This window comes from Calothrix sp. PCC 7507 (assembly GCF_000316575.1).
Taxonomy (GTDB): Bacteria; Cyanobacteriota; Cyanobacteriia; order Cyanobacteriales; family Nostocaceae; genus Fortiea.
In genome coordinates, this window is sequence record NC_019682.1 from 4240150 (window position 1) to 4258407 (window position 18258).

Below are 18258 nucleotides of genomic sequence, written 5' to 3' on the forward strand. Positions count from 1 at the left end.
AAATCTCATGCCAGGGCCTTTGTTACATGTTGGAGCAACAGTACTCTGCTCTCACGCTGGACAAGCGCAACCAACAGTTCCCTACCCACGAGTTCTTGTCAGTGGACAACCCATTGTCCTACAAACCACACCCTATGTGGTGACAGGTTGTACTTTACCGCCACCACCAGCAGCGAATGGCCCTTGTGTGACGGCTCAGTGGGTGACAGGAGCTACACGGGTTTTTGCCAATGGCGCACCAGTCTTAGTACTTAGTAGTCAGGCAATTTGCGCTCCTACTGGCACACCGCTCATACCTAGTATTGCTCAGACGCGAGTTGTGGGAATATGAACATTGATTTTCCCTTCCACTTTAACAACCTGGGTCGCACCGCCACCACCAGCGATGACGACCACATCCGGGACATGATTGAGCAGTTACTCTTCACGAATCCTGGTGAACGGGTAAATCGCCCAGATTTTGGTAGTGGTTTGCTGCAACTGATATTTGCTCCCAATAGTCCGGAATTGGCGGCGACATTGCAATTTACGATGCAGGCATCACTACAACGTTGGTTAGGTGACTTGATTGATGTGCAAGCGTTGGCAGTATCTAGTGAAGATAGCAGCTTGCGGGTTTTCTTACAGTATGTGGTCAAGCGTAGTGGTGAACAACGTACCGAAACCTTTGAACAAAGCGGTGTGTTATGAATGACTCAACTCTCACCTGCAAAGACGAACAGCGTCGCCAACAAGTCCGCAGACGTCACTTGAATGGGTTGGATTATTTGGAAGTGGGTGACAATCAGCGATCGCTCTGTGTCCACTTTCTTGGCCCTGTACCCACAAATATTACCAAAGAAAATCTCCGCATTGAAGGGGGGCAACGTATCCGCAATATTCAGGTGACTGGGGTGGAAGTGGAACCTTCAGAAGATCCTTCCTTAGATGGATGTCTGCGGGTATTTGTTGATCAAAGTGGGGATTTTTCCTTCTATACTTTGCAGTTGGTCAATGTAGAAGGTTTTGACCCCCGTTACACCCAACTCAAATTTAGTTTTAAGGTTGGCTGTCCCAACGATATCGACTGCAAATCAGCACCCATTTGCCCACCACCAACCCGCATTGAGCCAGATATCAATTATTTAGCTAAAGATTATGCCAGTTTCCGCCAGTTAATTTTAGACCGTTTGGCGCTGAATGTACCGGACTGGCAAGAACGTCACGTTCCTGATTTGGGAATCACTTTAGTAGAAGTTCTAGCTTATGTGGGTGACTATCTCAGTTATTATCAGGATGCCGTTGCTACCGAAGCTTATTTAGATACTGCTCGTCAGCGCATCTCTGTGCGTCGCCATGCGCGCTTAGTCGATTACCCGATGCATGAGGGTTGCAATGCTCGTACTTGGGTATGGCTGGAAACCGATCAGGATACTCCTATAAATCTATCTGATATTTACTTCATTACTCATTACCAGAATGCGCCTAGCAGTGGCACAATTTTGAGTGTTGATGACTTAAACAATATTCCTGCTGGACAGTATGAAGTATTTGAGCCAGTTTTTCTAGAATCTACCAAACAAATCCAAATATATAAAAATAAGATTTCCTTGTATAGTTGGGGCGATCGCTCTTGCTGTCTACCCCAGGGTACAATCTCCGCCACCCTTTTAGATCAATGGATTGCGCCGACTGCTGTGCCACCCCAAGAACTTTGTGAGGATGACGAGCATCCCACACCGCCTGCTGAATGGCAGCGTCAGTTGCAATCATTGCAAGTGGGGGACATACTTATTTTTGAGGAGGTGAAGGGAGCCAAAACAGGCAATCCGGCTGATGCGGATATCACTCATCGTCATGCTGTGCGTCTCACTCACGTGGAGCGGGGAGTAGATATTGTTTACCCAGATACGCAATTTCCCTCACAGCCGACTCCAGTAGTAGAAATTACCTGGGACATTGCCGATGCTTTGCCATTTCCTGTGTGTATTTCCGCCATTGGATTAGCGCCGGAATGTAAGTTGAGCGAAAATATCACCGTCGTCCGGGGAAATGTCATTTTAGTAGACCACGGCTACACCCTGACACCGGAAGATTTAGGGACAGTGGCAGCAAAAGAAGCCACAACTGGATGTGAAGCAGCCGGTGAACCCGCAGACATTGCCACTACACCAGCACTGTTTCGTCCACGCCTGCAAAGGATACCGCTCACCTTCCGTCAGCCACCCCCAATCTCTGAGCAGATACCCGGATCTCAAATATTCAAGCAGAATCCTCAGCAAGCCGTAGCACAAATTACTAGATTAATTAGTAATTCCACACAATGGACACCCCAGTTAGATTTGTTAGGTAGCCGCAACCGCGATCGCAATTTTGTCGTGGAAATTGATGATGATGGCTATGCCCATCTGCGTTTTGGCGATGGCGAATTGGGACAACAACCAGAGGTGGGAAATCACTTCTTTGCTACTTATCGCATTGGTAATGGTATAGCTGGGAACATTGGTGCTGACACGATAGCTCACGTTGTGTTTCGTCAAAATAGACCAAATGGGTTGACACTCCAACCCCATAATCCCCTACCAGCCCAAGGAGGCACAGATCCACAACCCTTGTCTGAGGTGAAACTGTTTGCCCCCCGCAGCTTCCGTAAAGAATTGCAACGAGCGATCGCCGCTGATGATTATGCTCAAATTGTCATGCGTGACTTCTCCAGTCAGGTGCAACGAGCGGCTGCGACACTGCGCTGGACAGGTAGCTGGTATGAAGTCTTGGTAGTTATTGACCCCTTAGCTAGCCAGACAGATAGCCGAGAGTTACTAAATGCGATCGCCCAACATTTATACCGCTACCGTCGCATCGGTCATGATGTGGTAGTTAAACCAGCAATCTATGTCCCGCTAGATATTGCCCTGACTGTATGTGTGCAACCCAACTATTTACGGGGACATCTCAAAGCAGATTTGTTAAATGCGTTTAGCGATCGCTTGCTGGCGGATGGTCGGCGGGGCTTTTTTCACCCAGATAACTTGACATTTGGTACAGGTATTGCTCTGAGTCAACTGGTGGCGACTGCCCAAAAAGTATCAGGTGTAGAAAGTGTGAGTGTCACCAGATTACAACGCTTGTATGTAGGCGAAAACGGAGAGATTGAGCAAGGTATCCTACCTCTGAATCCTCTAGAGGTGGCTCAATTAGCAAATGACCCCAATTTTCCCGAAAACGGCAAATTTGAGCTATTCATGAGAGGTGGACGATGAATGAACCTTGTGGCTGTTGTGAAGGGCTAGAATCTCTCACCCCCGTTTCTACGGCTAACCGTCCTGGTTTGGATGCCCTAGTTTATCGGGTGGGGACTCATGGCACATTTTTAGAGACAATGAAAGCCCGTCTGAGTAGCAGTGATTTCCCGTCTCTCGCCCAGTTAAAAACCAGAGATGCCAACGATCCAGCGATCGCACTTTTGGATGCTTGGGCAACTATCGCCGATGTTCTCACATTTTACCAAGAACGCATCGCCAATGAAGGCTACCTACGGACAGCGACTGAAAGGCGATCGGTGTTGGAGTTGGCGCGGCTAGTTGGTTACAGTCTGCGTCCTGGGGTAGCTGCTACTGTCTACCCAGCATTCACGATGGAAATCGGCTACAACCAAGAAGGCGAAATTCCCGCAGGTACACGCATCCAGAGTCTACCAGGTCCTGGTGAATTGCCCCAATTTTTTGAAACGGCGGTAAAAATACCCGCCCGTACTGACTGGAACAACCTTAAACCCCGTCTCACCAGACCGCACTACATTACTAGAAACAACGCTGAAATTAAAGAACAACTCTACTTCCAAGGAATTTCCACCAACCAGAAAGCTAATGACCCATTATTGTTAGTCTTTTTTGAGTCACAGGGACAGCAAGTCTGGCGGCGGGTGCAAGCGGTTGAAGTCCAGTCCCAAGAAAATCGCACATTGGTAAAACTGCAAACACCAAAAACAGCTAGTTTGCTGAATGAAATCAATCATACTTCCCAAAATTACCCAGAGCCAGAAAGCCAATGCCCCTTTGAAAAACTCGGTTCATCTGTTGATGGTTTACTGAACGGGTTACTTAAACCGCCTTCGCGCCCTCCTGCTAACGCCTTGCAATTGGGGCTAAAAGCCCAAGAAATTTATCAATGTGAGTCAGATATTGCGCCTAAACTACTGACAACATTGAAACCAAAATTACAAGATACCCTTTATACTGCCTGGGGGAATACACCTGTCACCGCAACTTCTGACTTACAAAGTATACAAGCCTTGCGCGTGAAAGCCGCCCCCTTTGGTGCTAACGCCCCTCTCAAACCAGTTTACGACGACAGGGGGAGAATTGCCGGTTATGAAGAGTGGGCGATCGCCGGGACAGTAGCGATCAATGTTAATGTCTTACTCAGCGATAATCGACCCCAACAGGCGACAATCTCGATTCAACGAGATACTGATACCCAAAGTATTTTTCTCAGTCAAGAAGCAATTCGCAGTGGGACTCAAGTCAGTGTACCAGGGTTGACGGTTCGCCCTAGTTTTCTGACCACGGGTGGAGAATTCCCGTCAATTATCGGTATTAGCTTGACAATTCAGACGGCAGGAGCAAATCGGGTAATTTCCATGTCACAGGGAACCCGAACTTGGAATGTAAATATTAACCCAGATCCGCAACAAGTTGTGATTTTGGGGCAAGTATTGCGGTATTCGATTGCTAGACGAAAAATAGCGATCGCTTATTTACCAGATTTGCTCTCTGTCTCTGAAGAGTCACCCCAAGAACCGTCAGTAGAATTCAAACGCACCATCGCCTTAGATGCTGAATATGACCAAATTTTGCCCAATAGTTGGGTAATCATCCAACATCCAAATAGAGATGTCATTGCTCAGATAGAGAAAGTGGCAAACATCGCCAAAGCAGCTTATGGCATCTCCGGTAAAGTCACCCAACTAACACTAAAGCAGGAATGGTTAAACAATGATGACTTAACTCTCGATGTTTTCCGGAAAACTACTGTTTATGCCCAAAGCGAAGCATTAACCCTGGCAGAAGAAATTATCAATGCACCAATTCAAGGCAACAACATCGAACTGGGGCGATTATATGACGGGTTGCAGCCAGGAAGATGGCTAATTGTCTCAGGAGAACGTGCTGACTTAGGGGAAACTACATCTGTCAAAGCTAGTGAACTGGTAATGCTATCTGGCATCAAGCAAAATGTAGCGCAAATTAACGAACGGGAATTACCCGGTGATCAAACCCACACTTTCCTACAGCTAGCCCAACCACTGAATTACCAATATAAACGCGATACCGTGATTATTTACGGAAATGTCGTCAAAGCTACCCACGGCGAAACCCGTACAGAAGTTTTGGGTAGCGGTGATGGTAGAAAAGCATTCCCCCAATTTCCCTTGCGACAGCCGCCTTTAACTTATCTGGCGGCTCCTACGCCTGGGGGTGCAGCTAGTACCTTAGAGATGCGCGTAAATAACATTCTCTGGCATGAAACCGACAGCTTGGCTGGACTCAAACCTACAGAGCGAGTTTATACGATCAAAATTGAAGATGACGGTAAAACCACGGTGGTTTTTGGCAATGGTGAAAGTGGCGCTAGACTCCCTACAGGTGCAGAAAACGTCAGAGCCGTCTATCGCAATGGTATCGGTAAAGTCGGCAACGTCAAAGCAGAGCAAATTAACTTACTAGCGACCCGTCCCCTAGGACTCAAAGCCGTGATTAATCCTCTGCCCGCTACTGGGGGTGCTGACCGAGAAAACCGCGATCGCGCCCGTCGTCATGCCCCCTTGGCAGTCATGTCACTTGATCGCCTCGTATCAGTTCAAGACTACGCCGACTTTAGCCGCACCTTTGCCGGGATTGACAAAGCCAGTGCTGTTCGCCTATCTGATGGTCGTCGTCAAGTAGTCCACCTGACAATCGCCGGGGCGGATGATATTCCTATCGATCAAAACTCCGATTTGTATCGGAATTTATCCCAAGCATTGCGCCAGTTGGGCGATCCTTCCCAGCCTGTGCAAATAGCCTTAAGAGAACTGATGGTATTAATTATCAGTGCCAAGGTGAAGATTTTACCCGATTATCAGTGGGAGTCAGTCGAGCCGCAAATCCGGCAAACATTGCTGGATACTTTTAGCTTTGAGCGTCGAGAACTGGGACAAGATGTGACTCTGAGTGAAGTCATCAGCACCATTCAAGGAGTGGCGGGTGTTGACTTTGTGGATGTGGACATTTTGAATAGCATCTCTGAGACAGAAGCCGCAAACCCGACTCAACTAATAGACAAATTCGCTAATTTGACACTCAAAACCAGAATTCCTGTCAACTTAGCCAGAACTCAGCACGCTGCCCAAATCGCTATTTTGAGTCCCACAGAACCCCGTACCCTGCTGCTCAATCCGATGGAGGTGAAGCCGTGAGTGACCGTCTTTATGAACTATTGCCAGTAATTTACCGTCAACGAGATGCCGAACAAGGCTATGCTTTGCGGGATTTGTTGCGGGTGATTGGTGAACAAGTGGATGTAGTCGAAGCAGATATCTCCCAACTCTATGAAAATTGGTTCATTGAAACCTGCGAGGATTGGGTTGTTCCCTACATCGCCGATTTGATTGGTTATCGATCTATCCATGAAGCCGGAGAACCAGGAGAAGTCAATACACCCCAAGGGCGACAGCGTAACCAAATATTGATTCCCCGCCGAGAAGTTGCTAATACCATTCGCTATCGACGACGCAAGGGGACTTTAGCGCTGTTGGAACTGCTAGCAAATGATGTCGCTGGCTGGCCGGCGCGAGCGGTGGAATTTTACAAGTTGCTGGGTTGGACACAACACATCAATCATTTACGGCTGTCACAAGGGCGGACAGTAGATTTACGCCAAGGTGATGTTCTGGATCGCCTGGATGGCCCCTTCGAGGCGATCGCCCATACTGTGGATGTCCGCCGTATTCAGTCACCTTACGATTTAGGTCGCTACAACATCCCAGATGTGGGAGTTTTTGTCTGGCGCTTGCAAAGCTATGCGGTGACTCAAACCCCTGCCTATTCTTTAGAAGAGGTTAGCCCCCACTGTTACACCTTTAACGTTTTAGGTCATAATACCCCGCTGTATATTTCTCCCCAACCAGAGGTAGATCCTACCGACATTGCCACAGAGCTAAATTTGCCTGCTCCTATCCGTCGCCGTGCTTTTGCCAGTAACAAACAGCTGTACTATGGCGAAGACAAAAGTCTACAAATTTGGGTGGGAAGTACCCAAGGTTCAGCCTTTACTCTGCAACCAGTCCCCTCCGACCGGATCAAACCTGCGGATCTCAGTGATTGGCAGTATCGACCACCCCAAGGGATGGTAGCCGTTGATCCAGTGTTGGGACGGATGGTCTTTCACCCACGCCAGTTGCCTAAGGGAGGGGTTTGGGTAAATTATCATTATGCTTTTAGTGCTGATATTGGTGGCGGCGAGTACGATCGCCCACTCTCACAACCAGCAAAATATGTGATTTATCGAGTCGGCAGGCAGGAAACATATACTACTATCACTGGGGCGATCGCTCAGTGGCACAGCGAATATCAGGCACACCCCGACGAGGAAAAATATCTTCATGGAGTGATTGAAATTACCGATAGTGGCGTGTACACTGAACGATTTGACCTCATACTCCAAACCCGCCAACACCTGCAAATTCGAGCGGCTAACCATACTCGTCCGGTGATTCGCCTCCTCGACTATCAAGCAGAAACTACAGACGCTTTACGTGTCACCGTCCAACCAGGTAGCCGCTTGACCTTGGATGGTTTATTAATCGCCGGTCGGGGAGTGCAGATACAGCGAGAAACGCCAGATTTCCTAGATCCGCCGCAGCCAGTGGCGCCTGCATTGGCTACTCACCCAGTCAAAATCACTATTCGTCATTCTACCCTAGTCCCTGGTTGGGCACTCCAGTGCAACTGTGAACCCAAACGCCCTGCAGAAGCTAGTCTAGATTTGTTTAACCTGGATGGCAATGCACGAGTTGAGATCAAAAACAGCATTATTGGCTCAATTCAAGTCAACCAGGATGAAGTCCAAACTGATCCTCTAGCTATACACATCAGCGATAGCATTCTCGATGCCACTAGTACAGAACGAGAAGCTATAGATGCACCAGGTTATGCTGTCGCCCATACACGATTGACAATTCAACGCTGTACTGTCTTCGGTAAAATTTTGGTACATTCTCTTGACTTAGCAGAAAATAGCATTTTTGCTGGTGTGATCACCGTTGCTCGTCGCCAACAAGGCTGTGTCCGCTTCTGCTACATTACCCCCACCTCGCGGACACCACGCCGTTACAATTGCCAGCCAGATTTAGTTGAGCAAGCAGTCATAGATGATTTAAAGCAGCAAGAGCGCGATCGCGTCCGTCCCCAATTCAATAGCACCCGTTACGGCACTCCCACCTATTGCCAACTCGCCAACACCTGCGCTGTGGAAATTCAACGTGGTGCCGATGATGAATCGGAAATGGGTGTATTTCACGACCTTTTTCAACCCCAACGGGCCGCTAATCTGCGTACCCGTTTAGATGAATATACGCCTGCTGATATGGAAACAGGCATTATCTACGCCAGCTAGGAGCAACCCATGCAAGGTGAATTTAGAGGCGATTTTACCCGTGACACCTTTGACCCCAGTAAAAACTTTTTGCGGGTGTTGATGCAGCAAGGTCGAGTGCAAGTTGATGCTGACTTGAATGAACAAGTGGCAATTCTTTTGCACTACATCCAAACCTTAGCCGCCGACTTAATCGGCCCCCACGGTGGCCCTGTTAGAGGTGCTGGTTTCAAAATCACTATTGATCCGACAAAGGATATTTCCAAAGACAATGTAATTACGAATTTCAATATCGGCATCGGACATTATTATGTGAATGGTTTGCTGGTCGAAAATCGCCACAGTCTGGAATATTACGCCCAAACCAACTATCCACTTAATCGAGAGCAAGACAAGCTACCTAACTTACCTTTTTTGGTCTACCTCGATGTTTGGGAACGTCACATCACCTATATTCAAGACGACAGTATTCGGGAAGTGGCTTTAGGTGGGGCTGATACTGCCACCCGCTCCCAAGTTGTCACCCAGGTGAGGGTACAGGGAAATCTGGGCAGGAATGTTACTAATTGTGCTGATCTTGATTGGAAAACTCTCACAGAGCAATGGCAATCTCCTGACAGAGGACTTTTGCGAGCTAGGGCGCAAGTAGATCAAGAACAGACCGACCCCTGTATTATTCGCCCCAATGCTCGTTATCGGGGTGCAGAAAATCAACTTTACCGCGTAGAAGTTCATGCTGTTCATGAAGACGGAATAGCCACCTTTAAATGGTCGCGGGAAAATGGCTCGGTTGCTTTTGCCATTGATTTAAATCCAGATAATTTGCCAGCCACATCTGGAACAAGCACCATCATTAAACTGAAAAACTGGTGGCGTGACGATCGCTTTGGTTTATCTGTTGGCGATTGGGTCGAGTTGGTGGATGATGATTATACTCTTCATCAACTAGCTGAACCACTATGGCAAGTTGACAAGATTGAACCTACTGATTTCTTGGTGACATTAAAACGCCAAACGCCATCTCAGCGGGCTATTGGGGAAAATCCACAAACATCACCTCTGTTGCGTCGTTGGGATCAGCGAGAGAGGACTGGATTAACCTTAATTGATGGTGCTGTATCAATTGCTGAGGTGGCAAGCAACATTGATGATGAAGGCTGGTTGACTCTAGAAGACGGTGTACAAATTCAGTGGCAACGCTCAGAATCAGTAAAACCTTTATACCGCACTGGTGACTACTGGCTAATTCCCGCACGGAATGCTACGGGCGATGTCGAGTGGCCACACTTGAATGGTAAGCCTGTAGCCATCCCGCCCCACGGTGTTCAGCATTATTATGCACCTCTAGCAGTGGTGACAGCCACCCGATACGGACAAGCGATCGTTGCTGATTGCCGACGCCAGTTTTATTCCTTGGGTCGCAGTTATTACTATATTGGTTCTGCTGCCGGGATTGGCACGGATTTGATTTGGGACAATGCTGATTTGCAATAATCCCGAAGTTCCGAGTTCTGATACCAATTCACGGAAACACTGATACAGACAGATTTCTCGTAGTAGCACGGCAATGCCCATTAGTGTCAACTTAACGTGAAATCCATGTCCCACCTCAGAATGAATTCTGAGTCTAATAGCAAAAGTAAGCTAAAGCTAACTAAAAATTATCATTTATCCCCAGTTTACTTGAGTAAACTTTGCCTATTAGCCCTGAGCGGAGTCGAAGGGCGGGTAGGTAAGCTCTGCAATAAGCCATCTGTAGCTCAAGTTGACACCAATGGGCGGTGCCGTGCCCCTACTAGGAATCTATCTGTATCAACGTTTTCGTGAATTGGTATGAAGCTTCGAGTTTTGCAGTTGAACTTTAACAGATCAATTCAAAGGAGGTGAGGTCTAAATGAAAGCGGTCTGGTCTTTTTGGACAAAACCCTTACAAGCGAATCGACAATCGATTTGGGTGAGTGAGAAACATCACATGCTGGCGTGGGTTTTATCAGTAGAAACTGCTAAAAAACATTATCCCCAAACGGCTTTGTTTACCGATCGCCAAGGTGCCCAGATGCTTGTGGAGGAATTGGGACTGGAATTCGACCAAGTTTCTCTAGAACTAGAGACTCTCAACAACTCTGACCCCGAATGGTGGGCGTTGGGTAAAGTTTACACCTACCGCGCCCAGACAGAACCATTCATTCATATAGACAGCGATGTTTTTCTCTGGAAACCTTTACCCCCCCGGATGGAATCAGCACCTCTACTGGCGCAAAATCCAGAATATTTTGTGGCGGGTAATTCCTATTACCATCCAGAAGGGTTGGAAGCAGCTATTAATACTGTAAATGGCTGGCTACCAGATGTCTGGCAATGGCAGCGATCGCACAATAATTTTCAGCAAGCTGTCTGCTGCGGTATCTTCGGCGGTAATGCGGTCGAGTTTATTCGCTACTATGCTGACTTAGCGATTCAGTTAGTTGAACATCCATCTAACCAATTAGCCTGGAATCTACTGACTCCCAACACCGAACGAAATATTCTATTTGAACAATATCTTCTGGGGTGTTGTATTGAATATCACCGTCATCGTCCAGATTCGCCCTACAAAAACATTGATATCCAATATTTGTTTGCATCTCTTGATGATGCTTTCATCCCCGAAAACGCTGCACACGCCGGATTTACCCATCTCATCGCCGACGCTAAACGCAATCAGGCGATCGCTCAATCTCTCGAAAATCGCGTGAGACGAGATTATCCACAATATTATGAGCGACTAGATATGCCGTCTACTAGTACAGTGCGGCGGAAATAAGCAGACCATTCTCAATCGCTAAAAAGCTTACTCCATATTACTTTTGACTTTTGACTTCCGCCTTGCGGTACTAGTAGTCTGTCAGGGTTGAAATGAGGGACTGTAGTGTGAGCGTCTCGCTCACGCGGGCTTTTCGGCCCGCACTACCAAAAACCCCTCAAAACAAAATTGACAAACCACTAGTACACCGCTCTGTTAAACTTACCCTTGCCAGATTTCATGAGGTCATAAAAAATGGCTATCACAACTGCAGACATGATGAATATGTCACCTGCTGAATTAGATGAACTTTATCAAAACAGCCCAGTGGGTGAAATTCCCGATGGACAAGGTAGGGGTACAGTTGTCTTTGTAACTGGAATTCCAACCCGCAATATCTTGTCATGGCTTGTCAGGTTACTGGCTTGGCAAGGAAAAGTTTTTTATCGTGATCAAGAATTCTTGCTGAACCGAATCACCACATTTGGATTGAAGTTAGTCAAAGCTAGAGTTTATCGGGGTGAAAGTTGGTTTGGTCATGGTGAAGCCATTATCTTAGACTACTCTCAAACCTCATTCATTGCCCAAAAAATTAGAGATGAAATCAGAGAAGTTTCTCCTGGTGTTTATCTCGGTCAAGCTTACTGGGACAAAACCCGTGTGTTGTGCTTTGCATTGGAATTTTAAAGTTTTATCGAAAACTTTGTAAGACTTACGCAAGTGTCAAAGTCAAAGAATGGTGCGTGACGCTATAAGTCCTGAGTCTACGTACAGAGTTTTGTCGTAGCGCCACACACCCTACAAATATCTTGTGTCAATTACGAAGCAGTATTCTGAGATTTAGCCTCTAAGTTTTCTAAGCGACTTTTCAATTCTTGGTTTTGTTGTTTGAGTTGATCTAGTTCCTCACGTAATTGACGCAGCGCACTTTCTGAGCCGATGTTTTTTTGCAACTGGGCAATTTCTTCGTCAGCATAGCGACGCACGCGCCCATCTGCTGTTTGATCAGCAAGCGATCGCAAAATCCCAATTGCTTTGGGTGTCTCCATTTGTCCTAATGCTGTTAACACCGCCACTTGTGTTAAGAAAAAGGTTTCTTTCGCCAGTTCTGCTAGTCTTTCTAAAATCCGTTCCAAGTTTACGGGAGTTTGACCAACTGAAATTTTGCCTAATGCACGAATTGCCGACAAACGCAATGGTTGCGGTGTACCAATTTTGGTATATTCTAGTACTAGATTTAAAGCTGGTTCTGAGATTTTGAGTTCAGCTAAACCAGCGATCGCCCCACTGCGGACTACTTCATTCCAACCCGCCTTGGATTCTAGAACGGATTTCAGCAGCTTGATTACCTTTTCTTCCTTGGGTTTTTCGTCCAAGTTAGCAGCAGCAATTGTCCCAATGGCACGGGCGGCGGCGGCTTCTACATAATAACTGCGATCGCCATCTTGTATCAGCCCTTTCACAGCCTTATAGCTTTCTAAAGTTTTCGTTTTCGCAAGTGCTTCAACCACAGAACGCCTAACAAACGCACTTTTATCTTTCAAGCCAGGTATCAACCCATCAAAGGCTTGATCTAACTTAATTTCTGCCAGTTGTTTGGCTACTTCCACCCGCACACCCCAAAATGAATCATTTTGTAGCGCCGCAGATAATGCTTTGATTGCTTCCAAGCCACCTTTTTTTGCTAAAGCTTCTGCTGCATAGATGCGAGCAGTAGGGTTAGGGTCAAATTCTAACTGGGCTTTTAATTCTGGGACTGGGTATTCCAAAGACACAGTTTTGAGGAAGTTATTCCCCACATCGAAGCTGACAAATTGGGGCTTTTCGGTGAGTGGGAAATAAAAGCTTTGTTCTCGTTCATTGACTCGGACAACAAAAGTTCTGAGTTCTGAGTTCTGAGTGCTGAGTTCGGGATTTGAATTTTGCTGAGTATACCCAAAACCAATGGGAATTTTCAGGTCAAATAAATCGCTGGTAGAATTATTTTCTTTGCTGGCTTGGGTTTGAGTGATTGTGACTTTAGCTAAATTAGCATCCCCATCCCAAGCGTAAGCGACTTTAAAATCAGGATGACCACCACGATAAACATATTGGTCAAAAAGAAAGGTGAGATTACGCCCAGTGGCTTTTTCAATCGCCCTGAGTAAGTCTACTGTTTCGACAGTTTTATGGGCATTATCCTGGACAAATGTTTGCATTGCCAGCCAAAACAATTCTTCTCCCAATTCCGCCCGCATCATGTGATAAACACAAGATCCTTTTTCATAAATGTGGCGATCGTAAAGTTCAATTGCTTCTCGATAAACATGTGTCACCATCGGCCGACGGTAGCGGCTACTATCTTCGCTAAAATAACTCCGCGCTTCCAATAATCGATAATATGCGGCTTCCTGTGCCCCATATTCATGTTCTGTCCACATCACCTCAGAATAGGAAGCCATCCCTTCCTTAATCCAAGCATGAGACCAATGTTTAATTACCAACAAATCGCCAAACCATTGGTGTGCGAGTTCGTGAACTACTAAACTTTCGGTGTTGCGGTTGTCGAGGCTAGCGCGTTCATCTAGCAAACAGCGGTCAGTTAACAGCGTGGTGGAAGTGTTTTCCATCCCGCCAAAAATGAAGTCATCAACGCAAACTTGAGCATATTTTGGGAAAGGATAGATATAACCATACTTTTCGCTCAAAAATTCGATCATCCTCGGAGTCTTGCCCATGCTGCGTTTAGCATCTTCCTCCCGTCCCTTTTCCACATAGTAGGTGACGGGTAAGCCACGCCATTCATCTTGAATCTCGGCAAAATCCCCTATTGCCAAAGTCATCAAGTAGGTAGGATGAACTTGCTGCTGTGACCAATGGTAAATTTTGTAATCACCATCATTCTTGGTATCAATGAGTTCACCATTAGAAATGGCAGTTAGGGGTTTAGGAACGCGAATCCGAATTTCGGAAGTAGAGAGTTGTCCTGGGTAGTCAAAGCAGGGAAACCAGAAGCGAGAGTCTTCATCCTCACCTTGAGTCCAGACTTGGGTGGGCTTATTGGGGTAGTGTTTGTCTGGTTGAATAAAATAGATGCCGCGTTGGGGTTTTTCTGCCGTGTAGGTAATATCAATCAACAGTTGCTTACCTAGCTGGGTTGGTTCAGATAGATGGATGGAAAGTTTTTCACCATCATAGTCAAAACCTTGCGACACCTGGTCTATATGCACAAACTTGATATTCAGGTTGACAGCATCCAAAGTCAAACGGTCAATGCCATTGCGGATTGGTGATAAGCTAATCAAGCAACTTGCATCATATCTTTGATTAGGGATATCTAGGCTGATGTCTAAAAATATATGTTCTACCTGTCCGGGGCGATCAGGGTTGTAATGTGGTTTTGCCCCTGGTAACTCAAAAGGTTTGCGATCGTTATTATCTGTATCAAAATAAGACTGTGACATTGACGCTTACTGCCCTTATAATCCTGAAAAGTTTGGCTGGATGTAGTGAAGAAAAATAGTGAGATTGGGTGGATTGCCCAAATCAACTGAGCATTGTCGAAGGATTTGCTTCTGGGGTTACATGATATGGGTAAAGATCAAAGGGTAAGGGTAAAAAGAAAATTCTATCTCTTTCACCCTACCCTTTTACCCCCACTACCCTAAGCTACGGTGTACACAGAAGTTATCGAATCACTACCAGTCCTGGTTTTACCCCACCCTAACCCTCCCCTTATAAAGGGGAGGGAACAGTTTCCCCCCTTTATAAGCAGGGCTGTTTCATTCCCTAAGAAGCTTGAAAAATCAAGGGTTCTAGCAAAATAAAATTGATGATTTTGCTACCTGGGTATCGAGAAAATAGACAATCGTACTGTTATTTATGTGCTGAATATTCTGTTTCATCGTTACCCATACTTATGATTTTTATCGCTAACCATCTTGACAAATCCTGTTTGAGAGGGAACGAAACAGCCCTGCCTTTATAAGGGGAGCCAGTGCGTTGGGCGGCTCTGCCGACTTGTACCGCTAAAGCGGAACCCGCTCTTTAGCATCTGGCATGGGATTAAAGGGGGTAAAACCCGGATCTCAAAGTAACTCCGATTTGTGTGTATACCGTAGACTACCCTAAGAGGGATCTGGGCTATGCCCGTCTGCGTCAAGACCCTGCTTTCCCAAGTTCTGCAAAAAGTCTAATCTTCCCCATTTCCTTCTCGCATTTACTTCCCCTGATGTAAGCTGAATATTCTGCACTTTTTTGTTATTTAGTCAAGAGTATCTCGTACACTGTCATAGATGTTTATTGAGTACAAACGCTCCTAAGTATTTTTATAGCTGAGGATAGCTTGCCGTTGTCTTGCAGGCTATTTTTTTGCAGCTAATAACACACCATTTACGGATTCACTCCTCACCCTGTTGAAGTATTTTTAGGAGTACTTTTAAAGCAATATTGTGTAGAGACACTAATTTTATCAGTAATTACCGATTAATTAGTAGGGATGATGAATAAAGTCCGAAAAGTCTACAATGACGTTTTTGCTAACCTCGGTAACAATTGAACCAAGTGAGGAGAATAACAATGCCTGAAAGTAAATTAAAGTTTTTAATTCCGACTGTTGGCGCTGCTGTAGTTCTGACAGGAGGTATAGCTGCCTATATGTATTTTAAGGGACCTGCTGGAGATGGCTCGGCTTTAGGTAGTGCTAAAGTAGTACCTTCTACAGCATTGATGGCGACTTATATTTCCACTGACTCTGAAGCTTGGGCGAAGTTACAGCAATTTGGTACTCCTGAAGCACAGAAATTGTTAGCACAGGGTCTGGAGAAGTTTAATCAAGATGCTTTAAAAGAAAGTAACATTTCTTATGAAAAAGACTTAAAACCTTGGGTTGGTAGTGTGATGATTGCGGTGCTACCACCGAATCCAGTTAAGCCTGCTCAGTTAAATACCCCTCCTGGTGAGCCTAATCAGCCAGCTAAGTTACAGTCAGAACCTAATGTTTTGGTGGTAGTGGGAATCAAGGACAAACTTAGCGCTTTGAATTTTGGTAATAAATTAAAGTCACAAAAGGGCGTTAAATTCCAGGAAACTGACTACAAAGGCGAAAAAATTACAGAAACTTCGGAGAAAGGCAAACCGACATACAGTGTCGTGTTAAATAATAGCCAATTGGTTTTAGCTCCCGAAAAGCAAACTGTACAACAGGCAATTGATACTTTTAAAGGACAGCCTTCTTTTGCCAGTAAAGAAGGTGCAAGTACAATTCTGGCTACAGGTGTTGATGTCAAAAATTCCCTAGCCCAAATTTATGTGCCTGACTATGCGGGTATGGTGCAGCAATTAATAGCTGCAAATCCCCAAGCAACGCAGTTACCCCCAGCAACCCTGAAGCAGTTGAAACTAGTGAAATCGATGGTAGCGGGTGTTGGTGTTGATGATGCAGGAATCCGGTTAAAAGCGATCGCTAATTTAGATCCACAACTGAGCAAATTTCAATATCAAACAACTCCCGCTCAGATTGTCGGGCAATTTCCCGGTGATACTTTAGCTCTCGTTAGCGGACAGGGTATCAGTCGTAGCTGGTCATTGCTAGTTGAGCAGTCAAAAGATTATCCTGAATTTAACGCAGCTGTGGAACAGGTCCGCCAGCAACTTAAATCAGTGAATCTTGACTTAGATAAGGAGATTATCGGCTGGATGGATGGAGAATTTGCGGCTGGAGCTATTCCATCTAATCAAGGTATCTTAGCTCAGGTTGGTATGGGCGGGGCTTTTGTATTTGATACAAGCGATCGCAAAACCGCAGAAAGTACTTTGACTAAGTTAGATGATTTAGTCAAAAAGCAAACAGTCAAAGTCGAGAAAAGAAATATCAGCGGTAAGGACGTAACTGAATGGCAAACCCCACAAGGGTCTGTACTGGCTCACGGGTGGCTAGATCAAGATACTCTATTTGTAGCAGTTGGTGGTCCGATTGCTGATGCGATCGCCGGTGCTAAAACTCAATCTCTCGATAATAGCGAAACCTTTAAAGCCGTTACTGGTTCCTTGCAAAAACCCAACGGCGGCTACTTCTACCTGGATATGGACAAAACCATGACTTTGGTCAATCGTTTTGTGCCACCAGGTCAAGTATCACCTGAAGCTAACGCCATCTTGAGTTCTATTCGTGGTTTAAGCGCCACCGCCACTAGCCCCGATAAATCTACCAGTAAATTGGAAATGTTATTGGCTCTCAAACCAAAAACTACAAAGTAGGGAATTGGGAATTGGGCATTTGTCAGGAGTCAAGGGTCAAGAGTCAAAAGTCAAGAGTCAAGAGTTATTTCCCTCGCGTCTCCCGTCTCCCGTCTCCCCTCCCAGTCCCCAATCCCCATTCCCCTAAACTTGAGTATTGCGAGATTCTAAAGTCTGCGTCAGCCGATCCAACGCACCAGTAAGTCTTTCTTGGGCTACAAGGTTAGCATCTAGTGGGAGATCAGCAGCAACTTCTTCTTGTCTTTTGAATTTTTGTAAGGCTTGGATTACCACAAACAAGACCAAAGCAATGATGATAAAGTCAACTATTGAGCCGAGAAACTTGCCGATCGCAATTCCCGGCCCAATGGTGATTGTTCTCCAGTCTTTACCAGCCACGGAAACCAGGGGGTTAATAAATGGCATGACCACATCTTCCACAAAAGAAGAGACTATCTTGCCAAAAGCGGTACCGATAATCACAGCGATCGCTAAATCAACTACATTACCTTTGAGCGCAAATTCTCGAAAATCTCTGAAAAATCCACCGGCTCTTCTTCTTGCTCTTACCATATTTATTGTCGCTGCTATATGAAAGTTTATTGTTGATTTGTTAAAACCGCAGTCAGCTCACTTGAAACAGACTT

General features: G+C 45.9%; 11 protein-coding genes. 9 read left to right on the forward strand and 2 right to left on the reverse strand.

Annotation, left to right across the window (positions count from 1 at the left end; all coding sequences use genetic code 11):
- Nucleotides 1-7 precede the first annotated feature (7 nt).
- The 8 genes from CAL7507_RS18095 (at nt 8) to CAL7507_RS18130 (ending at nt 12082) form a co-directional block, all read left to right on the forward strand.
- A complete protein-coding gene (locus tag CAL7507_RS18095; RefSeq protein WP_015129933.1) occupies nt 8-331 on the forward strand; it encodes a hypothetical protein in 324 nt (107 codons plus the stop codon).
- The gene (locus CAL7507_RS18100) at nt 328-690 is read left to right on the forward strand and encodes a GPW/gp25 family protein (protein WP_015129934.1); all 363 of its coding nucleotides are present in this window, start codon (nt 328-330) and stop codon (nt 688-690) included. The genes CAL7507_RS18095 and CAL7507_RS18100 overlap by 4 nt, the downstream gene beginning before the upstream one ends.
- Nucleotides 687-3239 (forward strand): putative baseplate assembly protein, encoded by a 2553-nt coding sequence (locus CAL7507_RS18105; protein ID WP_015129935.1) that lies wholly within the window; start codon nt 687-689, stop codon nt 3237-3239. Before CAL7507_RS18100 ends, CAL7507_RS18105 begins: the two co-directional genes overlap by 4 nt.
- Nucleotides 3236-6436 (forward strand): putative baseplate assembly protein, encoded by a 3201-nt coding sequence (locus CAL7507_RS18110; RefSeq protein WP_015129936.1) that lies wholly within the window; start codon nt 3236-3238, stop codon nt 6434-6436. Before CAL7507_RS18105 ends, CAL7507_RS18110 begins: the two co-directional genes overlap by 4 nt.
- A complete protein-coding gene (locus CAL7507_RS18115) occupies nt 6433-8634 on the forward strand; it encodes a hypothetical protein (protein ID WP_015129937.1) in 2202 nt (733 codons plus the stop codon). The genes CAL7507_RS18110 and CAL7507_RS18115 overlap by 4 nt, the downstream gene beginning before the upstream one ends.
- A 9-nt stretch (nt 8635-8643) precedes the next feature.
- Complete coding sequence (locus CAL7507_RS18120; RefSeq protein WP_015129938.1) at nt 8644-10107, forward strand: DUF6519 domain-containing protein; 1464 nt, start codon at nt 8644-8646, stop codon at nt 10105-10107.
- Nucleotides 10108-10507: 400 nt separating this feature from the next.
- On the forward strand, nt 10508-11416 hold the full coding sequence (locus CAL7507_RS18125) for a DUF6734 family protein (RefSeq protein ID WP_015129939.1): 909 nt from the start codon (nt 10508-10510) through the stop codon (nt 11414-11416).
- A gap of 234 nt (nt 11417-11650) precedes the next feature.
- On the forward strand, nt 11651-12082 hold the full coding sequence (locus tag CAL7507_RS18130) for a hypothetical protein (RefSeq protein ID WP_015129940.1): 432 nt from the start codon (nt 11651-11653) through the stop codon (nt 12080-12082).
- A 131-nt stretch (nt 12083-12213) separates the two neighbouring features.
- Here the strand turns inward: CAL7507_RS18130 and CAL7507_RS18135 are convergent, their stop codons facing one another.
- Nucleotides 12214-14838 carry a M1 family metallopeptidase gene (locus CAL7507_RS18135; protein ID WP_015129941.1) on the reverse strand — a complete coding sequence of 875 codons (2625 nt, stop codon included), beginning with the start codon at nt 14836-14838 and terminating at the stop codon, nt 12214-12216.
- 1114 nt (nt 14839-15952) lie between these two features.
- On the opposite strand from CAL7507_RS18135, the gene CAL7507_RS18140 reads away from it, so the two are divergent.
- Complete coding sequence (locus tag CAL7507_RS18140; protein WP_015129942.1) at nt 15953-17632, forward strand: DUF3352 domain-containing protein; 1680 nt, start codon at nt 15953-15955, stop codon at nt 17630-17632.
- Between the two features lie 123 nt (nt 17633-17755).
- On the opposite strand, the gene mscL is transcribed toward CAL7507_RS18140, so the two are convergent.
- On the reverse strand, nt 17756-18184 hold the full coding sequence (mscL, locus tag CAL7507_RS18145) for a large conductance mechanosensitive channel protein MscL (protein WP_015129943.1): 429 nt from the start codon (nt 18182-18184) through the stop codon (nt 17756-17758).
- Nucleotides 18185-18258 lie beyond the last annotated feature (74 nt).

What these genes read in the sequence shown, in the direction of transcription:
- CAL7507_RS18110 (WP_015129936.1), top strand. Translation starts at nt 3,236, where the DNA reads ATGAATGAACCTTGTGGCTGTTGTGAAGGGCTAGAATCTCTCACCCCC.
- CAL7507_RS18130 (WP_015129940.1), top strand. Translation starts at nt 11,651, where the DNA reads ATGGCTATCACAACTGCAGACATGATGAATATGTCACCTGCTGAATTA.
- CAL7507_RS18100 (WP_015129934.1), top strand. Translation starts at nt 328, where the DNA reads ATGAACATTGATTTTCCCTTCCACTTTAACAACCTGGGTCGCACCGCC.
- CAL7507_RS18095 (WP_015129933.1), top strand. Translation starts at nt 8, where the DNA reads ATGCCAGGGCCTTTGTTACATGTTGGAGCAACAGTACTCTGCTCTCAC.
- CAL7507_RS18140 (WP_015129942.1), top strand. Translation starts at nt 15,953, where the DNA reads ATGCCTGAAAGTAAATTAAAGTTTTTAATTCCGACTGTTGGCGCTGCT.
- CAL7507_RS18105 (WP_015129935.1), top strand. Translation starts at nt 687, where the DNA reads ATGAATGACTCAACTCTCACCTGCAAAGACGAACAGCGTCGCCAACAA.
- mscL (WP_015129943.1), bottom strand. Translation starts at nt 18,184, where the DNA reads ATGGTAAGAGCAAGAAGAAGAGCCGGTGGATTTTTCAGAGATTTTCGA.
- CAL7507_RS18125 (WP_015129939.1), top strand. Translation starts at nt 10,508, where the DNA reads ATGAAAGCGGTCTGGTCTTTTTGGACAAAACCCTTACAAGCGAATCGA.
- CAL7507_RS18120 (WP_015129938.1), top strand. Translation starts at nt 8,644, where the DNA reads ATGCAAGGTGAATTTAGAGGCGATTTTACCCGTGACACCTTTGACCCC.
- CAL7507_RS18135 (WP_015129941.1), bottom strand. Translation starts at nt 14,838, where the DNA reads ATGTCACAGTCTTATTTTGATACAGATAATAACGATCGCAAACCTTTT.